At 70.5% G+C, this 18,967-nt stretch carries 15 protein-coding genes, 3 tRNA genes and 1 pseudogene; 13 read left to right on the forward strand and 6 right to left on the reverse strand.

All coding sequences use genetic code 11. From position 1 onward, the window contains the following. Positions 1-39 precede the first annotated feature (39 nt). From purD to GLX30_RS18580, 4 genes and pseudogenes are all read left to right on the forward strand, one after another. Positions 40-1,302, forward strand: a complete 1,263-nt coding sequence (gene purD / locus GLX30_RS18565; protein ID WP_159690130.1) for a phosphoribosylamine--glycine ligase — start codon at positions 40-42, stop codon at positions 1,300-1,302. A 366-nt stretch (positions 1,303-1,668) separates the two neighbouring features. Continuing rightward, positions 1,669-3,327, forward strand: coding sequence for a hypothetical protein (locus GLX30_RS18570; protein ID WP_159690133.1), 1,659 nt, complete (start codon positions 1,669-1,671; stop codon positions 3,325-3,327). A gap of 252 nt (positions 3,328-3,579) precedes the next feature. After that, positions 3,580-5,039: pseudogene (locus tag GLX30_RS18575) on the forward strand (N,N-dimethylformamidase beta subunit family domain-containing protein). Next, positions 4,975-6,087 (forward strand): phosphoribosylaminoimidazolesuccinocarboxamide synthase, encoded by a 1,113-nt coding sequence (locus tag GLX30_RS18580; RefSeq protein WP_244258207.1) that lies wholly within the window; start codon positions 4,975-4,977, stop codon positions 6,085-6,087. The pseudogene GLX30_RS18575 and the gene GLX30_RS18580 overlap by 65 nt, the downstream one beginning before the upstream one ends. 54 nt (positions 6,088-6,141) lie before the next feature. Here GLX30_RS18580 and GLX30_RS18585 read toward each other — a convergent pair. From GLX30_RS18585 to GLX30_RS18600, 4 genes are all read right to left on the reverse strand, one after another. Beyond that, a tRNA-Gly gene (locus GLX30_RS18585) sits at positions 6,142-6,217 on the reverse strand. A gap of 614 nt (positions 6,218-6,831) precedes the next feature. Then, positions 6,832-6,904, reverse strand: a tRNA-Gly gene (locus tag GLX30_RS18590). 80 nt (positions 6,905-6,984) lie between these two features. Beyond that, positions 6,985-7,056, reverse strand: a tRNA-Gly gene (locus tag GLX30_RS18595). 109 nt (positions 7,057-7,165) lie between these two features. Next, entirely contained in the window at positions 7,166-7,504 is a 339-nt protein-coding gene (locus GLX30_RS18600; protein WP_244258208.1) for an Lsr2 family protein, read from the reverse strand. Between the two features lie 290 nt (positions 7,505-7,794). Between GLX30_RS18600 and purS the strand changes: the two genes are divergently transcribed. From purS to purM, 9 genes are all read left to right on the forward strand, one after another. Continuing rightward, a complete protein-coding gene (gene purS, locus GLX30_RS18605) occupies positions 7,795-8,040 on the forward strand; it encodes a phosphoribosylformylglycinamidine synthase subunit PurS (protein WP_159690141.1) in 246 nt (81 codons plus the stop codon). Continuing rightward, the gene (gene purQ, locus GLX30_RS18610) at positions 8,037-8,717 is read left to right on the forward strand and encodes a phosphoribosylformylglycinamidine synthase subunit PurQ (protein WP_159690145.1); all 681 of its coding nucleotides are present in this window, start codon (positions 8,037-8,039) and stop codon (positions 8,715-8,717) included. The genes purS and purQ overlap by 4 nt, the downstream gene beginning before the upstream one ends. Further along, positions 8,714-10,963 (forward strand): phosphoribosylformylglycinamidine synthase subunit PurL, encoded by a 2,250-nt coding sequence (gene purL, locus GLX30_RS18615; RefSeq protein ID WP_159690148.1) that lies wholly within the window; start codon positions 8,714-8,716, stop codon positions 10,961-10,963. Before purQ ends, purL begins: the two co-directional genes overlap by 4 nt. Before the next feature lie 93 nt (positions 10,964-11,056). After that, a complete protein-coding gene (locus GLX30_RS18620; protein ID WP_159690151.1) occupies positions 11,057-11,572 on the forward strand; it encodes a winged helix-turn-helix domain-containing protein in 516 nt (171 codons plus the stop codon). A gap of 31 nt (positions 11,573-11,603) precedes the next feature. Next, entirely contained in the window at positions 11,604-12,443 is an 840-nt protein-coding gene (locus GLX30_RS18625; protein WP_159690154.1) for a M23 family metallopeptidase, read from the forward strand. 9 nt (positions 12,444-12,452) lie between these two features. Continuing rightward, on the forward strand, positions 12,453-13,244 hold the full coding sequence (locus tag GLX30_RS18630) for a maleylpyruvate isomerase family mycothiol-dependent enzyme (RefSeq protein WP_159690155.1): 792 nt from the start codon (positions 12,453-12,455) through the stop codon (positions 13,242-13,244). Positions 13,245-13,336: 92 nt separating this feature from the next. Further along, positions 13,337-14,164, forward strand: coding sequence for an META domain-containing protein (locus GLX30_RS18635; RefSeq protein WP_159690158.1), 828 nt, complete (start codon positions 13,337-13,339; stop codon positions 14,162-14,164). Between the two features lie 304 nt (positions 14,165-14,468). Beyond that, complete coding sequence (gene purF / locus GLX30_RS18640; RefSeq protein WP_159690161.1) at positions 14,469-15,986, forward strand: amidophosphoribosyltransferase; 1,518 nt, start codon at positions 14,469-14,471, stop codon at positions 15,984-15,986. Between the two features lie 33 nt (positions 15,987-16,019). Beyond that, a complete protein-coding gene (gene purM / locus GLX30_RS18645) occupies positions 16,020-17,120 on the forward strand; it encodes a phosphoribosylformylglycinamidine cyclo-ligase (protein ID WP_159690164.1) in 1,101 nt (366 codons plus the stop codon). Positions 17,121-17,206: 86 nt separating this feature from the next. On the opposite strand, the gene GLX30_RS18650 is transcribed toward purM, so the two are convergent. Together GLX30_RS18650 and GLX30_RS18655 are read right to left on the reverse strand one after the other, a co-directional pair. Beyond that, positions 17,207-17,461 (reverse strand): DUF3073 domain-containing protein, encoded by a 255-nt coding sequence (locus tag GLX30_RS18650; protein WP_159690167.1) that lies wholly within the window; start codon positions 17,459-17,461, stop codon positions 17,207-17,209. Positions 17,462-17,739: 278 nt separating this feature from the next. Continuing rightward, a complete protein-coding gene (locus GLX30_RS18655) occupies positions 17,740-18,831 on the reverse strand; it encodes a Glu/Leu/Phe/Val dehydrogenase dimerization domain-containing protein (RefSeq protein WP_159690170.1) in 1,092 nt (363 codons plus the stop codon). Between the last annotated feature and the right edge of the window lie 136 nt (positions 18,832-18,967).

Consider the following 18,967-nt stretch of genomic DNA (forward strand, 5'->3'; position numbering starts at 1 on the left):
TACGACAGGTAGTGGCGTCCGGCGGTTAGGCTGACTGCCGTGAAGGTCCTCGTCATCGGCGGCGGCGCCCGCGAACATGCCCTGTGCCGCTCTCTTTCCCTCGATCCCGACGTCACCGCTCTGCACTGCGCGCCCGGAAACGCCGGTATCGCGGAGGTCGCCGAGCTCCACCCGGTCGACCAGATGGACGGCGCGGCCGTCGCGGAGCTCGCCACCGGGCTCGGAGCCGGGCTCGTCGTCGTCGGCCCCGAGGCTCCTCTCGTCGCCGGTGTCGCCGACGCCGTGCGCCGGGTGGGCATCCCCTGCTTCGGCCCTTCCAAGGAGGCTGCGGAGCTGGAGGGCTCCAAGGCCTTCGCCAAGGACGTGATGGCCGCGGCCGGAGTGCCGACGGCGCGCAGCTACGTCTGCACGACCCCGGAGGAGATCGACGAGGCGCTCGACGCCTTCGGAGCCCCGTACGTCGTCAAGGACGACGGCCTGGCGGCCGGCAAGGGTGTCGTCGTCACCGACGACGTGGCCGCCGCCCGCGAGCACGCGCTGGCCTGCGGCCGGGTCGTGATCGAGGAGTTCCTCGACGGTCCCGAGGTCTCCCTGTTCGCCATCACCGACGGCGTGACGGTCCTTCCCCTCCAGCCCGCGCAGGACTTCAAGCGCGCCCTCGACGACGACGAGGGGCCCAACACGGGCGGCATGGGTGCCTACTCGCCGCTGCCCTGGGCCGACCCGAAGCTGGTCGACGAGGTCATGGCCAGCGTGCTCCAGCCGACCGTGGACGAGCTGCGCCGCCGCGGCACCCCGTTCTCCGGCCTGCTGTACGCGGGGCTGGCGATCACCTCGCGCGGAGTGCGGGTGATCGAGTTCAACGCCCGCTTCGGCGACCCCGAGACGCAGGTCGTCCTGGCCCGTCTCAAGACGCCGCTGGCACGCGTCCTGCTCCATGCGGCGAAGGGCACCCTGGACACGGAGCCCCCGCTCACCTGGCGTGACGACGCGGCCGTGACCGTCGTCGTCGCCTCCCACAACTACCCGGGCACCCCCCGTACCGGCGACCCGATCGAGGGCCTCGAGGCCGTCGCGGCCGAGGACGCGCCCCACGCGTACGTCCTGCACGCCGGTACGAAGCGGGACGGCGACGCGGTCGTGAGTGCGGGCGGCCGGGTGCTGTCGGTCACGGCGACCGGTAAGGACCTCACCGAGGCCCGGGAGCGCGCCTACCGTGCCGTGGGCAGGATCCGCCTCGACGGATCCCAGCACCGCACGGACATCGCCCGCAAGGCCGCCGAGTCCCTGCCCGGCGCCTGAGCCGGTCCGTCCGATCCGCGCCCTCGCGCACGCGGCGACGTCCGCCCTCGCGCAACCGGCCCGGCGACGTCCGTCATCGCCTCGCGCGATCGGGCAGCCCGCGTGAAGCCCGGCCAGGCCGCCGGTGATACCTCGCACCGCCGTACGACGCCCGCCCGGACATTCCGTCCGGGCGGGCGATCCTTTACCCAAAGCCATTCCATCGGGTGACGGGTTCCCTATCCGGATGACGGCCGCCGAAGCCCCAACTATGGTGCGGCGCAAGCATTCCGGCACTTGGCCCACCGGCATTGCGATGTCAGTGGGCGATGCCACAGTGGGGGAGTGACCAACACCGTCGCAGGGCAGAGGGGGTGAGGTCCGGCCGTGTCCGGTACCGGTATCGGTGAGTCGATGGGCGCCAGGGGCGCGCGTGCCAAGGCGCTGGCCGTGCTGCGTATCCGCAGCAGGGCGGTCGCGGTGGCACTCCTCCCGGCGGCCGTCGCCGTCGTCCTGTTCGCAGGCGGAGCCACGGGACACATGGAGGGCGGCGGCTGGGACATCGCCCGCTGGGTCGTCACGGTCTGCGCGCTGGTCGTGCTGGTGACCGCCGCGGTCGTGACCGCGGTGATCGTGCGTGCGTCCCCCGCGCTGAGCCCGACCGTGGAGCTGCCGGAGCGTTCCGCCCCGGATCTCTACCGGCTGGTGAGGGACCTGGCGGAGCGCCTCGAGGTGCCCGCGCCGTCCGCGCTGGCGCTGACCCCGGACTGCGACAGCTGGCTCGAGGACCGGTCGCACCCGGCGCACTCGATATCGGGCGGCCGCCGGCGCACGGGCGAGGCCCCGGTTCTGGTGATCGGTTCGCCGTTCCTGTGGTGGATGCGGGTGGCCGAGCTGCGCGCGGTGCTCGCGCCGGTCGTCGCGGGCACCGGGTCCGCCGCCGACCCCGACATAGCCGCCGCCCGCCGTTTCGTACGGGGGCTGGACGCCGTCGTGGCCGATGCGGCACGCCCCGGCCAGGGCAGGACGCGCAAGCTGCTGTCCGGTTTCGTCGGCAGGACCGCGAGGCTGCTGCTGCGCAGCTGTCAGGACCATGCCGCGGGCATGGAGCGCTGGGTCGCCGCAGCCGCGTCGGAGCGTTCACAGGCTGTGGACTACGGGCTGCGCATCGTGGCGCAGGAGCAGGTCGGCCTGGCCTACGCGGGCTGGGACCGTCTGCTGACGAGGGTGGCACTGCCCGCCTGGCGGATGGGCCGCTGGCCGTCCCGGCTGGACGCCGGTGTCGTGTCCGCGCTGACGGAGCTGTCGCGACGGGACCGCCTCGCCGAGGGCTTCACCTCGCGACTGGGCGAGCGTCCCGCCTGCGACCTGCTGGAGGAGCCGGGCGCGGTCGACGAGGCGGCGTCGCTGCTGGCAGCGCGCCTCTTCCACGGAGGCCCCGCCGGGCAGGGCCCCGACTGGGCGCCGGTCGACTGGCAGCAGTATCCGGAGGAGGTCGTGGACCGGAAGTGGCGCACGGAAGCGGCCCGTATCCATCAGGTCCTCGACGAGCTCGGCGTCGCGCCGTCGAGGGGGCCGCAGGGCCCGACGCTGGTCCGGGTCATGGATCATCTGTCCGCCCGGCCCGGTGGAGAGGCGAGCGAGTCCCTGGCCGCCGTGCTGACCGCCCGGGTGGCGCGTGAGGAGGCACTCGCGGAACCCGCGGCCGAGGCCGGGGGCCACCCGGTGGACGCGTCCGAGGACGCCCTGGCGCTCTGGGGCGGCGGCGATCCGCTGCCGCTCATGCCGCTCCAGCCACCGCGTACGGGCCGCGAGCTGCTCGCCGACCATGTCGTCGCGATGGTGTGCTGCACGGCGGTGGACACCGTCGGCGCGGTGCCGGGCCTGGACTGGCTCGACGGTCCGGCGCTGCTGGTCGACGGCGAGCGCCGGGCGGATCTGGCGGCGCCCGTGCTGAGCCTGGTGGAGGACGGCGACGCACAGCCGCTGCGCGTCTGGCTCGGGTCTCTCGGGGTCCGCCCGGAGAAGCCGGTCCGCCTTGTCTGAAGCGCGCCCGTCGCGGGGGCGGGACCGCCGGGCGGACCGGCGCTGCACGGGCCGCTCAGGTCCCGGCCGGACCCGGTACCGGCCAGAGGAACCGAAGCGCGATACGGAGCGATCTCTTCCGGTTCCGGTCCCCCGCCGTCAATTCGCGACGAACGGTGACGGACTGCATGCGTAATGTGATGTGCTGGAGACCGGCGCTGAACAGGTCGGCGCAGCACGGTTGTCACAGGGGCACCGAGGGAGGGGGCAGGCATGGGGGCGGATCAGATCCGGCGGTGGGAATCGGGCGCTCTCGCGCACGCCGTCTCCGATCCCTTCGGCCAGGGCCCCCTGCCCTGGCTGCGCGGCAGTGAGAACTACTTCGACGACACCGGCCAGGTGGTCCCCTGGTACGCGGACCCGAGCCTGGCCCGCGGCGGCTCCGGCGGCCCCCGCACCGCTGACGACGTGCGCCGTCAGATCAAGGGGTTCGTGAGTCCCGGAGCCGCCGCTCCCGGCGAGGCCGTCGACTTCCACATCACGGTGGACCCGCCGCAGCAGTTCTCCGTCGACGTCTACCGGATCGGCCACTACGGGGGCGACGGCGCCGCAAAGATCACCACGAGCCCCCGGCTCTCCGGGATCGTCCAGCCTCCCCCGCTCACCGCCGACCGCACGGTCTCCTGCCACCACTGGTGGCTCTCGTGGCGGCTCCAGATCCCCTCGTACTGGTCCGTCGGCGCATACGTCGCCGTGCTGACCACCCTGGACGGGTACCGCTCCCACATCCCCTTCACGGTCCGCGCCGACCATCCCGCGGACCTGCTGCTGCTGCTGCCCGACGTCACCTGGCAGGCGTACAACCTCTACCCGGAGGACGGCCGCACCGGCGCCAGCCTCTACCACGCATGGGACGAGGACGGCAGGCTGCTGGGCGAGGAGGACGCCGCGGCCACCGTCTCCTTCGACCGCCCGTACGCGGGCGCCGGCCTTCCGCTCCATGTCGGCCACGCCTACGACTTCATCCGCTGGGCCGAGCGGTACGGCTACGACCTCGCCTACGCCGACACCCGGGACCTGCACGCCGGACGCATCGATCCGGCCCGCTACCGCGGCCTGGTCTTCCCCGGCCACGACGAGTACTGGTCGGCCCCCATGCGCCGGGCGGTGGAGCTGGCCCGCGACCGCGGCACGTCGCTCGTCTTCCTCTCCGCCAACACCATGTACTGGCAGGTCGAGCTCGGCCCCTCGCCGTCCGGCGTGGCCGACCGGCTGCTGACCTGCCGCAAGCGCCGGGGCACCGGCAGGTCGGCGCTGTGGCGTGAGGTGGACCGCGCCGAGCAGCAGCTGCTGGGCATCCAGTACGCGGGCCGGGTGCCCGAGCCGTGCCCGCTGGTCGTACGGAACGCGGACCACTGGCTGTGGGAGGCCACCGGCGCGGGGAGGGCGACGAACTGCCCGGCCTGGTCGCCGGAGAGGCCGACCGGTACTTCCCGCGCACGGCGCTGCCCGAGCACGAGGGCCGGATCCTGCTCGCCCACTCCCCGTACCGGGACGGCGACGGCACGGTCCGCCACCAGGAGACGTCCCTCTACCGTGCCCCTTCCGGCGCCCTGGTCTTCGCTTCGGGGACTTTCGCGTGGTCCCCCGCACTGGACCGGCCCGGACATGTCGAGCCCCGGGTCCAGCGGGCGACCGCCAATCTCCTGGACCGCATCTGCAAACGTGACTAGCCCCTCTCCGGATGTCGCGGGAGCGGCGCGCCCCGGCCGCTTCGGCGACCGTCAGGGCCGCCGTGGAGGCCTCACGCACCCTGACCAGGTGGGTCCCGCCCGCGTACGGGACAATCGGAGCTGTTGTTCACAGCCACGGGGAGGAACCGTGTCCGGATTCGTCGAAAAGCCTGAGCCGCTGCAGGTGCCCGGCCTGGTGCATCTGCACACAGGCAAGGTGCGCGACCTGTACCAGAACGAGGCGGGCGACCTCGTGATGGTCGCCAGCGATCGCATGTCGGCGTACGACTGGGTGCTGCCCACCGAGATCCCCGACAAGGGCCGGGTCCTCACCCAGCTCTCGCTGTGGTGGTTCGAGCGGCTCGAGGACCTGATCGGCAACCACGTCATCTCCACCGAGCTGCCTCCCGGCGCGCCCGCGGACTGGGCCGGCCGCACCACGGTGTGCAAGTCGCTGCGCATGGTCCCGGTCGAATGCGTCGCCCGCGGCTACCTCACCGGATCGGGCCTCGCCGAATACCGGCAGAGCCGCACCGTGTGCGGTCTGGCGCTCCCCGAAGGGCTGAGCGACGGGTCCGAGCTGCCCGCCCCGATCTTCACGCCCGCGACCAAGGCGGCCGTCGGGGACCACGACGAGAATGTGAGCTACGAGGAGGTCGCCCGCCAGGTCGGTGCCGAGACCGCCGCCCACCTGCGCCAGTCCACCCTCGCCGTCTACTCCCGGGCCCGTGACATCGCACGCGGGCGGGGCATCATCCTGGCCGACACGAAGTTCGAGTTCGGCTTCGACGGCGACGCGCTGCTCATCGCCGACGAGGTGCTCACCCCGGACTCGTCCCGCTTCTGGCCGGCGGCGAGCTGGCAGCCGGGCCGCGCCCAGCCGTCGTACGACAAGCAGTACGTCCGGGACTGGCTGACCTCGCCGGAGTCCGGCTGGGACCGGAAGAGCGAGCAGCCGCCGCCCGCACTGCCGCAGGAGGTCGTGGAAGCGACCCGCGCCAAGTACGTGGAGGCCTACGAGCTCCTGACAGGCGCGACCTGGTCGTAGAAGGACATCCGGACACGAAGAAGCCCCCGGCGAGAACGCCGGGGGCTTCTTCCATGGAGCGGACGACGAGATTCGAACTCGCGACCCTCACCTTGGCAAGGTGATGCTCTACCAACTGAGCCACGTCCGCATGCGCCGTAGCGCGGAGACCACTATACCCAAACTCGGCGGTGCGCGAGACGTACCGCCGTCCGGGGGTCTCCTCACGGCCCGGCAGAGCCCGACACGAGAGCATTCCGCATCGCCGACCGGGCCGGTGAGACCTCTCCGCGACAGGCAGCCGGCTCGACCGGCCGGCCGATCATCACGGCCTTTCCCGAGGTCCCGGACAAGGCCACAGGGTCGGACTTCAGCGGTCAACTCGCGCTGCCCGACGGGATGTCCGGCGCACTCGTACGGATGACGTCGGCCGCCGCCGTTCTCGAGGCTGCGCCGTCGCGCAGTCGTCGCGAGGATTCCGTGCGGGGGCTCGGTCAGCCTCCGGGCCGGTCGCGCCCCGATTCGACGGCGCGCGGGCTGTGGGCACTGTCACATCGCGGGCGGCACAGGTCCGGCTACGGCGTCGGGCGCGCGGCATCGGTCACCTCACCCTTGCCCGTCATGCCCTCGGAGCGCGGCAGATGCCGTCAGCGCCGCCCTTCCGAACATGAAGAGAAGCCCGGCCCAGAAGAAGCTCCGGCCACACGGCAAGGCCCGGAACACGACGAAGGCCCCGGTCGTAATGACCGGGGCCTTCGTTCTCCGAGCGGACGACGAGATTCGAACTCGCGACCCTCACCTTGGCAAGGTGATGCTCTACCAACTGAGCCACGTCCGCATTGTTGCCGCTCGGCTCTCACCGGGCGGTACGTCCACCACTGTACCTGATCCACATCCGTGGACGGTAAAGCGATGCAGAGCGGGTGACAGGAATTGCACACTGCGCCTTCCCCCTGGAAGGGGGATGTTCTACTACTGAACTACACCCGCACGCTGCTCGAGGCGGGCCTTTCGGCTTGCCCCTCGGCGTGCTCCAGACTCTAGCGGATCACCAGGGGTGCAGTGCAACTCCGTTCGGCGCGGCCGCGGCCGGCGTCGCTCAACTGGCCTCGCGGAACGCCTCGTAGACGCGCTTGGGGATGCGGCCGCGGGCCGGCACGTCCATCTTGTTGGACTGCGCCCAGGCCCGGACGGCCGCCGGTGCGGCCTCGACGGCGGTGTGGCGGTATGCGACAGCGCGCGGCTTGTCACGCTTGCCACTGTTCGTCTGCTTTCGTCCGGCTGCCATGTAGGGCGCCAGCGCCTTGCGCAGTTTCTTTGCATTGGAGAGATTGAGGTCGATCTCGTACGACTTCCCGTCGAGGCCGAACGTGACCGTTTCCGTCGCTTCTCCGCCGTCGATGTCGTCGGAGAGCGTGACCACCACTCGCTGAGCCACGGATATCGGTCCTTTCCCTGCGGTATCGCCGGAACGGCGTGGGTTGTGACGTGCGGCGATACCGGTTATTCGGCCGTCGAGGGGCAATGCTGCTTTCCTCTGTATTCCTTTGTACAGCGGATGGGCGCGCATTGTGAAGCCCCGGCAATTACTTGCGCGTGTCCTTCACAATGGAGCCCGGCAATCTTTCCTTGGATTTCGCGGTGGGCGGGTTTGATATCTACCCGCGTAGATTTTCCGGGCGGGTACGCTGAGGGAACCGCCCTCGCAACACACCACCGGGAGTGCCCGTGGCTCGCGTCGTAGTCGACGTCATGCTCAAGCCCGAGATCCTCGACCCCCAGGGACAGGCGGTGCAGCGTGCACTGCCGCGACTGGGATTCGCCGGGATCGCGGACGTCCGTCAGGGAAAGCGCTTCGAACTGGAGGTGGAGGGGCCGGTCGACGAGGCCGCCCTCTCCCGCATCCATGAGATGGCTGAAACGTTCCTCGCCAACACCGTCATCGAGGACTTCGTCGTGAAGGTGGAGTCGTGACCGCTCGTATCGGAGTCGTCACCTTCCCCGGAACGCTCGATGACCAGGACGCGCTGCGTGCCGCACGGCTCGCCGGCGCCGAGGCGGTACCGCTCTGGCACCGGGACAAGGACCTCAAGCAGGTCGACGCGGTCGTCCTCGCCGGAGGTTTCTCGTACGGCGATTACCTGCGCGCAGGTGCCATCTCCCGGTTCTCGCCGGTGATGGGGACGATCATCGAGCAGGCGAAGGCCGGTATGCCGGTCCTGGGTATCTGCAACGGTTTCCAGATCCTCACGGAGGCCCACCTCCTGCCGGGCGCGATGCTGCGGAACAACCATCTGCACTTCATCTGCCGTGACCAGAAGCTGCGGGTGGAGAACGCGGACACCGCCTGGACCGCGGACTACGCGTCCGGCCAGGAGATCTCCGTACCGCTCAAGAACATGGACGGCCGGTACGTCGCCGACGAGCGGGTGCTCGACGAGCTCGAGGCCGAGGGCCGTGTCGCCTTCCGTTACCTGGACCTGAACCCCAACGGCTCGCTGCGCGACATCGCCGGCATCACCAACGCCGCGGGCAACGTGGTCGGTCTGATGCCGCACCCGGAGCACGCCGTGGAGCCGCTGATCGGTACCGGCGGTACCGACGGGCTCGGATTCTTCACCTCCGTTCTCAAGAAGCTGGTCGCAGCATGACTCTGGACACCGTCAAGCACGCCACCGAGACCCCGGACGCCGACCAGCCGTGGAAGGAGCTCGGCCTCAAGGAGGACGAGTACGCCCGGATCCGCGAGATCCTGGGCCGCCGTCCCACCGGTGCCGAGCTCGCGATGTACAGCGTCATGTGGTCGGAGCACTGCTCGTACAAGAGCAGCAAGGTCCACCTGAAGCAGTTCGGCGAGAAGGTGCCCGAGAACGACGCCATGCTCGTCGGCATCGGTGAGAACGCGGGCGTCGTCGACGTCGGCCAGGGTTACGCCGTCACCTTCAAGGTGGAGTCGCACAACCACCCGTCGTACATCGAGCCCTACCAGGGAGCGGCCACCGGCGTCGGCGGCATCGTCCGCGACATCCTCGCGATGGGCGCACGCCCGGTCGCCGTCGTGGACCCGCTGCGCTTCGGCGCCGCAGACCACCCCGACACCAAGCGCGTCCTGCCGGGCGTGGTCGCGGGCATCGGCGGCTACGGCAACTGCCTCGGCCTGCCGAACATCGGTGGCGAGGTCGTGTTCGACGAGTGCTACCAGGGCAACCCGCTGGTCAACGCCGGCTGCATCGGTGTGATGAAGCACGAGGACATCCACCTCGCGAAGGCGTCCGGCCCCGGCAACAAAGTGATCCTCTACGGCGCCCGCACCGGCGGCGACGGCATCGGCGGTGTCTCGGTGCTCGCGTCGGAGACCTTCGAGTCGACCGGTCCGGCCAAGCGGCCCGCCGTCCAGGTCGGCGACCCGTTCCAGGAGAAGCTCCTCATCGAGTGCACCCTTGAGATCTTCAAGGAGAAGCTCGTCGCGGGCATTCAGGACCTCGGCGGCGCCGGCCTGTCCTGCGCCACCTCCGAGCTGGCGAGCGCCGGCTCCGGCGGTATGCGGGTCGAGCTGGACTCCGTGCCGCTGCGCGACGCGACGCTCTCGCCGGAGGAGATCCTCATGAGCGAGTCGCAGGAGCGCATGTGCGCGATCGTCGAGCCGGACAAGGTGGACCGGTTCCTGGAGATCTGCGAGAAGTGGGACGTCATCGCCACCGTCATCGGTGAGGTGACCGAGGGCGAGCGCCTGGAGATCTTCTGGCACGGCGAGCAGATCGTCGACGTGCCGCCGCGGACCGTCGCCCACGAGGGCCCGGTCTACCACCGCCCGTACGCCCGCCCCTCCTGGCAGGACGCGCTCCAGGCGGACGACGCCAACAAGCTGGCCCGCCCGGCGAACGCCGAGGAGCTGCGGGAGCAGGTCCTCAAGCTGGTCGCTTCCCCGAACCAGGCCTCCAAGGCGTGGATCACCGACCAGTACGACCGCTTCGTGCAGGGCAACACCGTGCTGGCGCAGCCGGAGGACGCAGGCATGGTCCGGATCGACGAGGAGTCGAACCTGGGCGTGGCCATGGCGACCGACGGCAACGGCCGGTACGCGAAGCTCGACCCGTACACGGGTGCGCAGCTCGCGCTGGCGGAGGCGTACCGCAACGTGGCCGCCTCCGGTGCGAAGCCGCTCGCGATCTCCGACTGCCTGAACTTCGGCTCCCCCGAGGACCCGGACGTCATGTGGCAGTTCGCCGAGGCCACACGTGGTCTCGCGGACGGCTGCCTGCAGCTGGGCACGCCGGTCACCGGCGGCAACGTCTCGCTCTACAACCAGACGGGCGAGACGGCGATCCACCCGACGCCGGTCGTCGCGGTGCTCGGTGTGATCGACGACGTCAACCGCAGGACGCCGATCGCGTTCGCCGAGGAGGGGCAGCTGCTCTACCTGCTCGGTGACACCCGCGAGGAGTTCGGCGGCTCGGCATGGTCCCAGGTCGTCCACGACCACCTCGGCGGTCTGCCGCCGAAGGTCGACCTCGACCGGGAGAAGCTGCTGGGCGAGATCCTGATCTCGGCCTCCCGCGACGGCATGATCGACGCGGCGCACGACCTGTCCGACGGCGGCCTGATCCAGGCGGTCACGGAGTCGTGCCTGCGTGGCGGCAAGGGCGCGCGGCTGGTCGTCCCGGACGGTCTGGACGCGTTCACCTTCCTGCTGAGCGAGTCGGCCGGCCGTGCGGTCGTCGCCGTCCCGCGCAGCGAGGAGCTCCGCTTCAACGACATGTGCGGTGCTCGCGGTCTGCCCGTGACCCGTATCGGTGTGGTGGACGGTGACGCCGTCGAGGTGCAGGGCGAGTTCAGCATCCAGCTGAGCGAGCTGCGCACGGCCCACGAGGCGACCATCCCGGGGCTGCTCGTCTGACCTGTGCACTGTGGCCCCCGTCCGGTTCCGACCGGGCGGGGGCTTCTGCGTACGGGGGTTGCACGTGATTACGTAATTACGTAATCTCGTGCCATGGATCTGGAGGAGCGGGTCGCCGCGCTCGAGCGGCGGCTGGCGGCCCTGGAAGGTACCCGGCCTGCCGCGACAAGTCCGGGTGACGGCGATTTCTGGGCGCTGGAAGGGCTGAAGCAGCACCTTGCCTCCGCCGGCGAGGCGGCGGAGGACGGCGGCGTGCTGTTCACCGGAGCCGTACGGCTGCCGACCCAGGAGCGGTACGAGTGGCAGTACGGCGCGCTCACCACGGACGTCCTCGACGAGGACGGCACCGACGGGGGACAGATCGCCGAGTCACTGGCCGCCCTCGGCCACGCCGTCCGGCTGCGGCTGCTGCGCGAGATCCTCGGCGGCCGCCGCACCGCCGCCGAGCTGGCAGAACTCGAAGGGCTCGGCACCACCGGCCAGATCTACCACCACCTGCGCCAGCTGACCGGCGCCGGCTGGCTCCACACCACGGGGCGCGGCCGCTACGAGGTGCCCGGGGCCCGGGTGGTCCCGCTGCTCGTGGTGCTGACCGCCGCGAGCCCGTGACACGACCCGCGCCGCACCGAGGGGAACGTCGATGTCCGTACGGAAAATGCTCGTGATCGTCTACCGGTCGGGATGGGTGGCGTTCTTCGCGCTCATCCTTCTCGACCTGTTCGCCGGCCTGCCGTTCGACCGGCTGTGGGTCTGGTCGCCCGCGCTGCTGTCCCTCGCGATACTCGTGGGCGCTTCCGTCCGTGCCCGACGGGTCCGGCGGGACGATGCGCGTGAGGCCGTCGAGGTCGGCGTCCCGGTGCGCGGCCGCTGGTCCGCGCTGAACAGCCCGGCCGACCGCACGCCCAGCCACGGCACCCATGGCTACGGGCAGACCTACGCCATCGACCTCGTGGCCGAGCCCGCCGAGGGCGCCCGGCCTGGATTCAAGGTCTTGTGGCCGGTCGTCCGCCGGAACAAGGACTTCCCGGCCTTCGGGGAGCCGCTGTTCGCCGTCGCCGACGCCACCGTCGTCCACACAGAGGACCGTCAGCGCGACCATCTCAGCCGCAACTCGCTGCTCGCGGTCCTCTACCTGATGATCGTCGAGGCGTCGCTCCGGGACATCGGCGGAATCCGCAAGATCTTCGGGAACCATGTCGTTCTGGATCTCGGCGACGGGGTGTTCGCCGCGTACGCGCACCTTCAGCGCGGTTCCCTCGCGGTCCGGCCAGGTGACCGGGTCCGGGCGGGGCAGCCGATCGGCCGGTGCGGCAACTCCGGCAACTCCTCGGAACCGCACCTCCACTTCCAGCTGATGGACGGCCCGGACGCGGACACCGCGCTCGGCGTCCCGTTCCGCTGGCGCGGCCTCGAAATCCCAGGGAACGGGCAGACGTTCACTGCCGGGGACCCGGTGACCGGTGCCCTGCCCACCCCTTAGGGTCGGCTCATGCCACCGGCCAGGAAGCGTCTTCGCAGCTACGATCCCGCCGTCACCCGCGCCGCCGTGCTCGCCCAGTTCGGGCACGTGAGGCAGGCCGTGGACGGCCTCACCGACGATCAGTTCTCGTCGCCGACGCGGCTCGGGGACTGGACCGTGCGGGAGCTCGCCGCGCACATCGCCATGGTCGCCGGGCTCGTCACGCGCTATCTGCGACTGCCGGAGCCGGACAAGCAGGACCTGGCGCTGCTGGACTGGCCCTTCGCGACGGTGACGGCGGCGGGACAGGTCGACGAGGACACCAGGGCGTTCGCCGAGGGTGGTGCCGTCACGGAACTGTTCGACCGTACGGCCGCGGGCCTCGAGGAGCTGCTGCCGACCGCTGACCCGGAGCGTCTCGTGCCCATGCGGTTCGGCGGGATGCGGCTCGGGGACTTCCTCGTCACCCGCACCGTCGAGCTGATCGTCCACACCGACGACCTGAACGACGCGACCGGGCTGGACGTCCCCTACGACCGCCGGGCGCTCGCCGCCTGCACACGGCTGCTCGCGGACGCCCTCGCGGTGAAGGCACCGGGTGCGTCGACGGAGGTGCGGGTCCCGCCGTTCGCGGTGGTGCAGTGCGTCGAAGGCCCGCGGCACACCCGCGGCACGCCGCCCAATGTCGTCGAGACCGACCCGCTGACCTGGATCCGCCTGGCCACCGGCCGTACGGCATGGCGTGAGGCCCTCGACTCGGTGAAGGTCGCCGCGAGCGGCGAGCGCGCCGATCTCGGGACGCTGCTGCCGATCCTGGGCTGACCGGCCCGGGCGGCAGGACGTGTCGGCCCATGCCCTGCGGCCGGACGGGGGAACGGGCGGAACCGACACCAGTGCCGCTCCGTCCCAGGGGTATGCGCAATCAGCTGAGCATTTCTGTGACCGCACTGGCCGTCCTCGCGCTCGCCGCCTGCGGCACGGAGTCGGGCGCCGGCTCCGGTGACCGCGGCGACGGAGGAGGAACGGTGCAGCCCGATGTTCCCGTGACCGGTGTCCACTGGTCCGTCGACAGCGTCACGGTCGACGGGCGCAGGACCGAGGCCCCCGCCGACGCCCACGTCGAGATCACCGACAAGGGGCGGGCCCAGGGCAACTACGGCTGCAACCGCTTCGGCGCCGACGTGAAGGTCGAGGGTGACACCATCACGGTGGGGCCCGGAGAGATGACCGAGATGGCGTGCGAGGAGAAGATCCAGGGCTTCGAGGACACCCTGCGCGCCGCCTTCTCCGGGAAGCTCAAGGCGAAGCTCGACGACGGCAGGCTGACCTTGACGACGGAGAAGGGCGACTCCATCGCTCTCACCTCGGAGCCCTCCTCCCCGCTGGTGGGCACCAAGTGGTCCGTGAACAGCCTGGTGTCCGGACAGACGGCGGCGTCCCTGCCGGCAGGCACGGAGAACAAGGCGCATCTGACCTTCGCCAAGGACGGCTCCGTGAGCGGCGCCCTGGGCTGCAACCGTTTCACGAGCACGGCGAAGATCTCCGGCGACTCGATCACCTTCGGCCGCCTCGCCTCCACCCGGAAGCTGTGCGAAGGCCCGGTGATGGACGTGGAGCGCCAGCTGGTCAAGATCCTCGACGGGACGGTGAAGTACGAGCTGCGGCACCGGGCGCTGACGCTTACCGCCCCGGACGGCGAAGGCCTCGCGGCCGTCGCCTCGGACACCTCCCGCGAGAAATGACGTGTGAACTAGCACACGCCGCCTCCGGCGGGCGTGACGGACCGGAGCGGGCCCCCGTTGACGGAGGGTGATCACGCCGATCCGGAAGGGCCGGAGGCCGAATCCCTGGCCGGGACGGGGTGGGGGCACGCCCGTCCCGGATCGTGGACGCCTCGCTGGACGATTTCCGGGCGTCCCGCGAGGTCGGGCGCACGCCGGCAGGCAGGTGGAACGGGCCCCTCATGCGCCCTTTGCACCCCTGGAAACCCGGTTGCGCGGTGTCCCCAATTCGGACCAGTGGTCGATCTCGCCTACACTCGGTGGCGTGCCACGTGGTGACGGACGACTCAACCACGACCTGCTCCCCGGTGAGAAGGGCCCCCAGGACGCTTGCGGCGTCTTCGGTGTCTGGGCTCCGGGAGAAGAGGTCGCGAAGCTCACTTACTTCGGGCTCTACGCCCTCCAACATCGAGGCCAGGAATCCGCGGGAATCGCGGTGAGCAACGGCTCCCAGATCCTCGTCTTCAAGGACATGGGCCTGGTTTCCCAGGTCTTCGACGAAACCTCCCTCGGCTCCCTCACAGGTCATATCGCGGTCGGTCACGCCCGCTACTCGACCACGGGCGCCTCGGTGTGGGAGAACGCGCAGCCGACCTTCCGGGCCACCGCCCACGGCTCGATCGCGCTCGGCCACAACGGAAACCTGGTCAACACCGCCCAGCTCGCCGAGATGGTCGCCGAGCTCCCCAAGGAGAACGGCCGCGCCACCCAGGTCGCCGCGACCAACGACACCGATCTGATCACCGCGCTGCTCGCCGGCCAGGTGGACGACGACGGCAAGCCGTTGACGATCGAGGAGGCGGCCGCCAAGGTCCTCCCCGAGGTCCGGGGCGCCTTCTCGCTCGTCTTCATGGACGAGGGCACCCTCTACGCGGCCCGCGACCCGCAGGGCATCCGCCCGCTGGTCCTCGGCCGCCTCGACCGCGGCTGGGTCGTCGCCTCCGAGACCGCCGCCCTGGACATCTGCGGCGCCAGCTTCGTCCGCGAGATCGAGCTCGGTGAGCTCATCGCCATCGACGAGAACGGCCTCCGCAGCTCGCGCTTCGCAGAAGCGAAGCCCAAGGGGTGTGTCTTCGAGTACGTCTACCTGGCCCGCCCCGACACGGACATCGCCGGCCGGAACGTCTACCTCTCCCGCGTGGAGATGGGCAGGAAACTGGCCAAGGAAGCCCCGGTCGACGCCGACCTGGTCATAGCGACGCCGGAGTCCGGCACGCCCGCGGCCATCGGCTACGCAGAGGCCAGCGGTATCCCGTACGGCTCCGGCCTGGTGAAGAACGCCTATGTCGGCCGCACCTTCATCCAGCCCTCGCAGACCATCCGCCAGCTGGGCATCCGCCTCAAGCTGAACCCGCTCAAGGAAGTCATCCGAGGGAAGCGGCTGGTCGTCGTGGACGACTCGATCGTCCGCGGCAACACCCAGCGGGCCCTGGTCAAGATGCTTCGCGAGGCAGGAGCGGCCGAGGTCCACATCCGGATCTCGTCCCCGCCGGTGAAGTGGCCCTGCTTCTTCGGGATCGACTTCGCGACCCGCGCGGAGCTCATCGCCAACGGCATGACGATCGACGAGATCGGCACCTCGCTCGGGGCCGACTCCCTGTCGTACATCTCCATCGACGGCATGATCGAGGCGACCACGATCGCCAAGCCGAACCTCTGCCGTGCCTGCTTCGACGGCGAGTACCCGATGGAGCTGCCCGACCCCGAGCTGCTCGGCAAGCAGCTTCTGGAGACCGAGCTGGCGGGCGGCTCCGACGCCGCCGACGCGCTCCGTCGTCCGTGATCCCCCTGCAGTACGACACGAAAGTTCTCCAGCATGTCTGCTGAATCTTCCGAGCGTGCTCCGCACGCGGGCACCGGTGCCAGCTACGCGGCAGCGGGCGTCGACATCGAGGCGGGCGACCGCGCGGTGGAGCTGATGAAGGAGTGGGTGAAGAAGACGCAGCGCCCCGAGGTCGCCGGCCTCGGCGGCCTCGGCGGTTTCGCCGGCCTCTTCGACGCCTCCGCCCTCAAGCGTTACGAGCGTCCGCTGCTCGCCTCCGCCACCGACGGCGTCGGCACCAAGGTCGACATCGCCCGCCAGATGGGTGTCTACGACACGATCGGCCACGACCTGGTGGCCATGGTCATGGACGACATCGTGGTCTGCGGCGCGGAGCCGCTGTTCATGACCGACTACATCTGCGTCGGCAAGGTCCACCCGGAGCGTGTGGCGGGGATCGTCAAGGGCATCGCTGAGGGCTGCGTGCTCGCCGGCACCGCGCTGGTCGGCGGCGAGACCGCGGAGCACCCCGGTCTGCTCGGCCCCGACGACTTCGATGTCGCGGGCGCCGGTACCGGTGTGGTCGAGGCGGACCGGCTGCTCGGCCCGGAACGCATCCGTAAGGGTGACGCGGTCATCGCGATGGCGTCGTCCGGGCTTCACTCCAACGGGTACTCGCTGGTCCGGCACGTGCTGTTCGACCGGGCGAAGATGTCGCTGGAACAGCAGGTCGAGGAGCTCGGCCGGACGCTGGGCGAGGAACTGCTCGAGCCCACCAAGATCTACTCGCTGGACTGCCTGGCGCTCACCCGGACCACCGAGGTGCATGCGTTCAGCCACATCACCGGCGGCGGTCTCGCGAACAACCTGGCGCGGGTCTTCCCCGACTCGCTGCACGCGGTCGTCGACCGTTCGACCTGGACCCCCGGAGCGGTGTTCGATCTTGTCGGCAAGGCCGGCCAGGTCGAGCAGCTCGAGCTGGAGAAGACCCTCAACATGGGGGTCGGCATGATGGCCGTCGTGCCGCAGGAGTCCGTCGATGTGGCGCTGACCACGCTCGCCGACCGAGGGGTCGACGCGTGGGTGGCCGGAACCGTCGTCGACCGGGACAGCGACCGGCACACCGGTGCGGAGCTGATCGGGACGTACGCGTAGCGACCGCGGGCCGGCGGTCGGCGTGAGCCGACAGCACAGAACCCGGTCCGGGGTCACCCCTGGACCGGGTCAGTGTCGGTGCAGCGTCAAGCGCCGCGGCGCTGTTGCGACGACGGACCGGACTCCTCGTCCTCGTCCTCGTCGTCGTTGTACAGATCCGCGTACTGTGCGTACGGGTCGTCTTCCTCGTCGTCGTCCTCGAACGGCTCGCCGTTCGGAGGCTGACTCGAAGTCGAAGCGCCCAGCTCGTTGGCCAGACGCGACAGGTCAGTCCCGCCGCTGTTGTACTTCAGCTGGCGGGCGACCTTTGTCTGCTTGGCCTTGGCCCGGCCGCGCCCCATGGCTCGACCCCCTCGGTGACGGGGCTCGACGGCCCCAGAGTCTTGACACGCGTTCATGAGTCGGAACGGGCTCTCCGTGGAGAGACCGGTCCGTAGGGCTTCAACGGTACCTGCTTCCGCGGCCATACGGTACGCCGCCCGCATCACGTGCCACTTGGCAGGACCAGCAAGGTACCCAATCCTCGCTGGTCAACTGCGATTTTAACCTCTTCCCGGCGGTCGACCCGCCGACCGGGGTGAGTCTTGTCTCCCGAGGCCGGCGGGCCGGTCGGGCACGGTCAGCGACCGCGCGCCTCCGCCATGCGGTGCTCGGCGATCCGGTCGGCCGCGGCGGCCGGCGGAATACCGTCCTCCTTCGCACGTGCGAATATGGCCAGCGTGGTGTCGAAGATCTTGGACGCCTTCGCCTTGCAGCGGTCGAAGTCGAAGCCGTGCAGTTCGTCGGCGACCTGGATGACGCCGCCGGCGTTCACCACGTAGTCGGGCGCGTAGAGGATGCCGCGGTCCGCGAGGTCCTTCTCCACACCCGGGTGCTCGAGCTGGTTGTTGGCCGCGCCGCAGACGACCTTCGCCGTCAGGACCGGGACGGTCGCGTCGTTCAGGGCGCCGCCGAGCGCGCAGGGGGCGTAGACGTCCAGGCCCTCGGTGCGGATCAGGGTGGCCGTGTCGGCGACCGCGGTCACCTGGGGGTGCCGGTCGCGGATCCGGCGCACCGAGTCCTCACGGACGTCCGTGATCACGACCGCGGCCCCGTCGGAGACCAGGTGGTCGACCAGGTGGTGGCCCACCTTGCCGACGCCCGCCACGCCGACCTTGCGGCCGCGCAGCGTCGGCTCGCCCCACACGTGCGCGGCCGAGGCGCGCATGCCCTGGAACACGCCGTACGCGGTCAGCACGGACGAGTCGCCGGCGCCGCCGTTCTCGGGGGAGCGGCCGGTCACCCAGCGGCTCTCACGTGCGACGACGTCCATGTCGGCGACGTAGGTGCCGACGTCGCAGGCGGTCACGTAGCGGCCGCCGAGGGAGTCGATGAACCGGCCGTAGGCCAGCAGCAGTTCCTCGGACTTGATCTGCTCGGGGTCACCGATGATCACGGCCTTGCCACCGCCGTGCTCGAGGCCGGCCATGGCGTTCTTGTACGACATGCCCCGGGAGAGGTTCAGCGCGTCGGCGACGGCCTCTTCGTCGGACGCGTACGGGTAGAAGCGGGTGCCGCCGAGGGCCGGGCCCAGGGCGGTGGAGTGGATGGCGATGACAGCCTTCAGGCCACTGGCGCGGTCCTGGCACAGCACGACTTGCTCGTGGCCCCCCTGCTCCGATCGGAACAGGGTGTGCAGTACGTCGGCATTGGCGCCGGTCACATCGGTCACGGTGGTGACTCCCAAGTACGAAGCGGCGGAGACAGTCCATCCTCGGGGGCCTGACCGTCGCTTTTGGCTGGACAGACGCGGGGAAGGACCGGTTGGGCACGAGGGTAAGTCCTACGCGCGCGTAGATCCGACGCAG

The sequence above is a fragment of the Streptomyces sp. Tu 2975 genome (assembly GCF_009832925.1).
GTDB lineage: Bacteria > Actinomycetota > Actinomycetes > Streptomycetales > Streptomycetaceae > Streptomyces.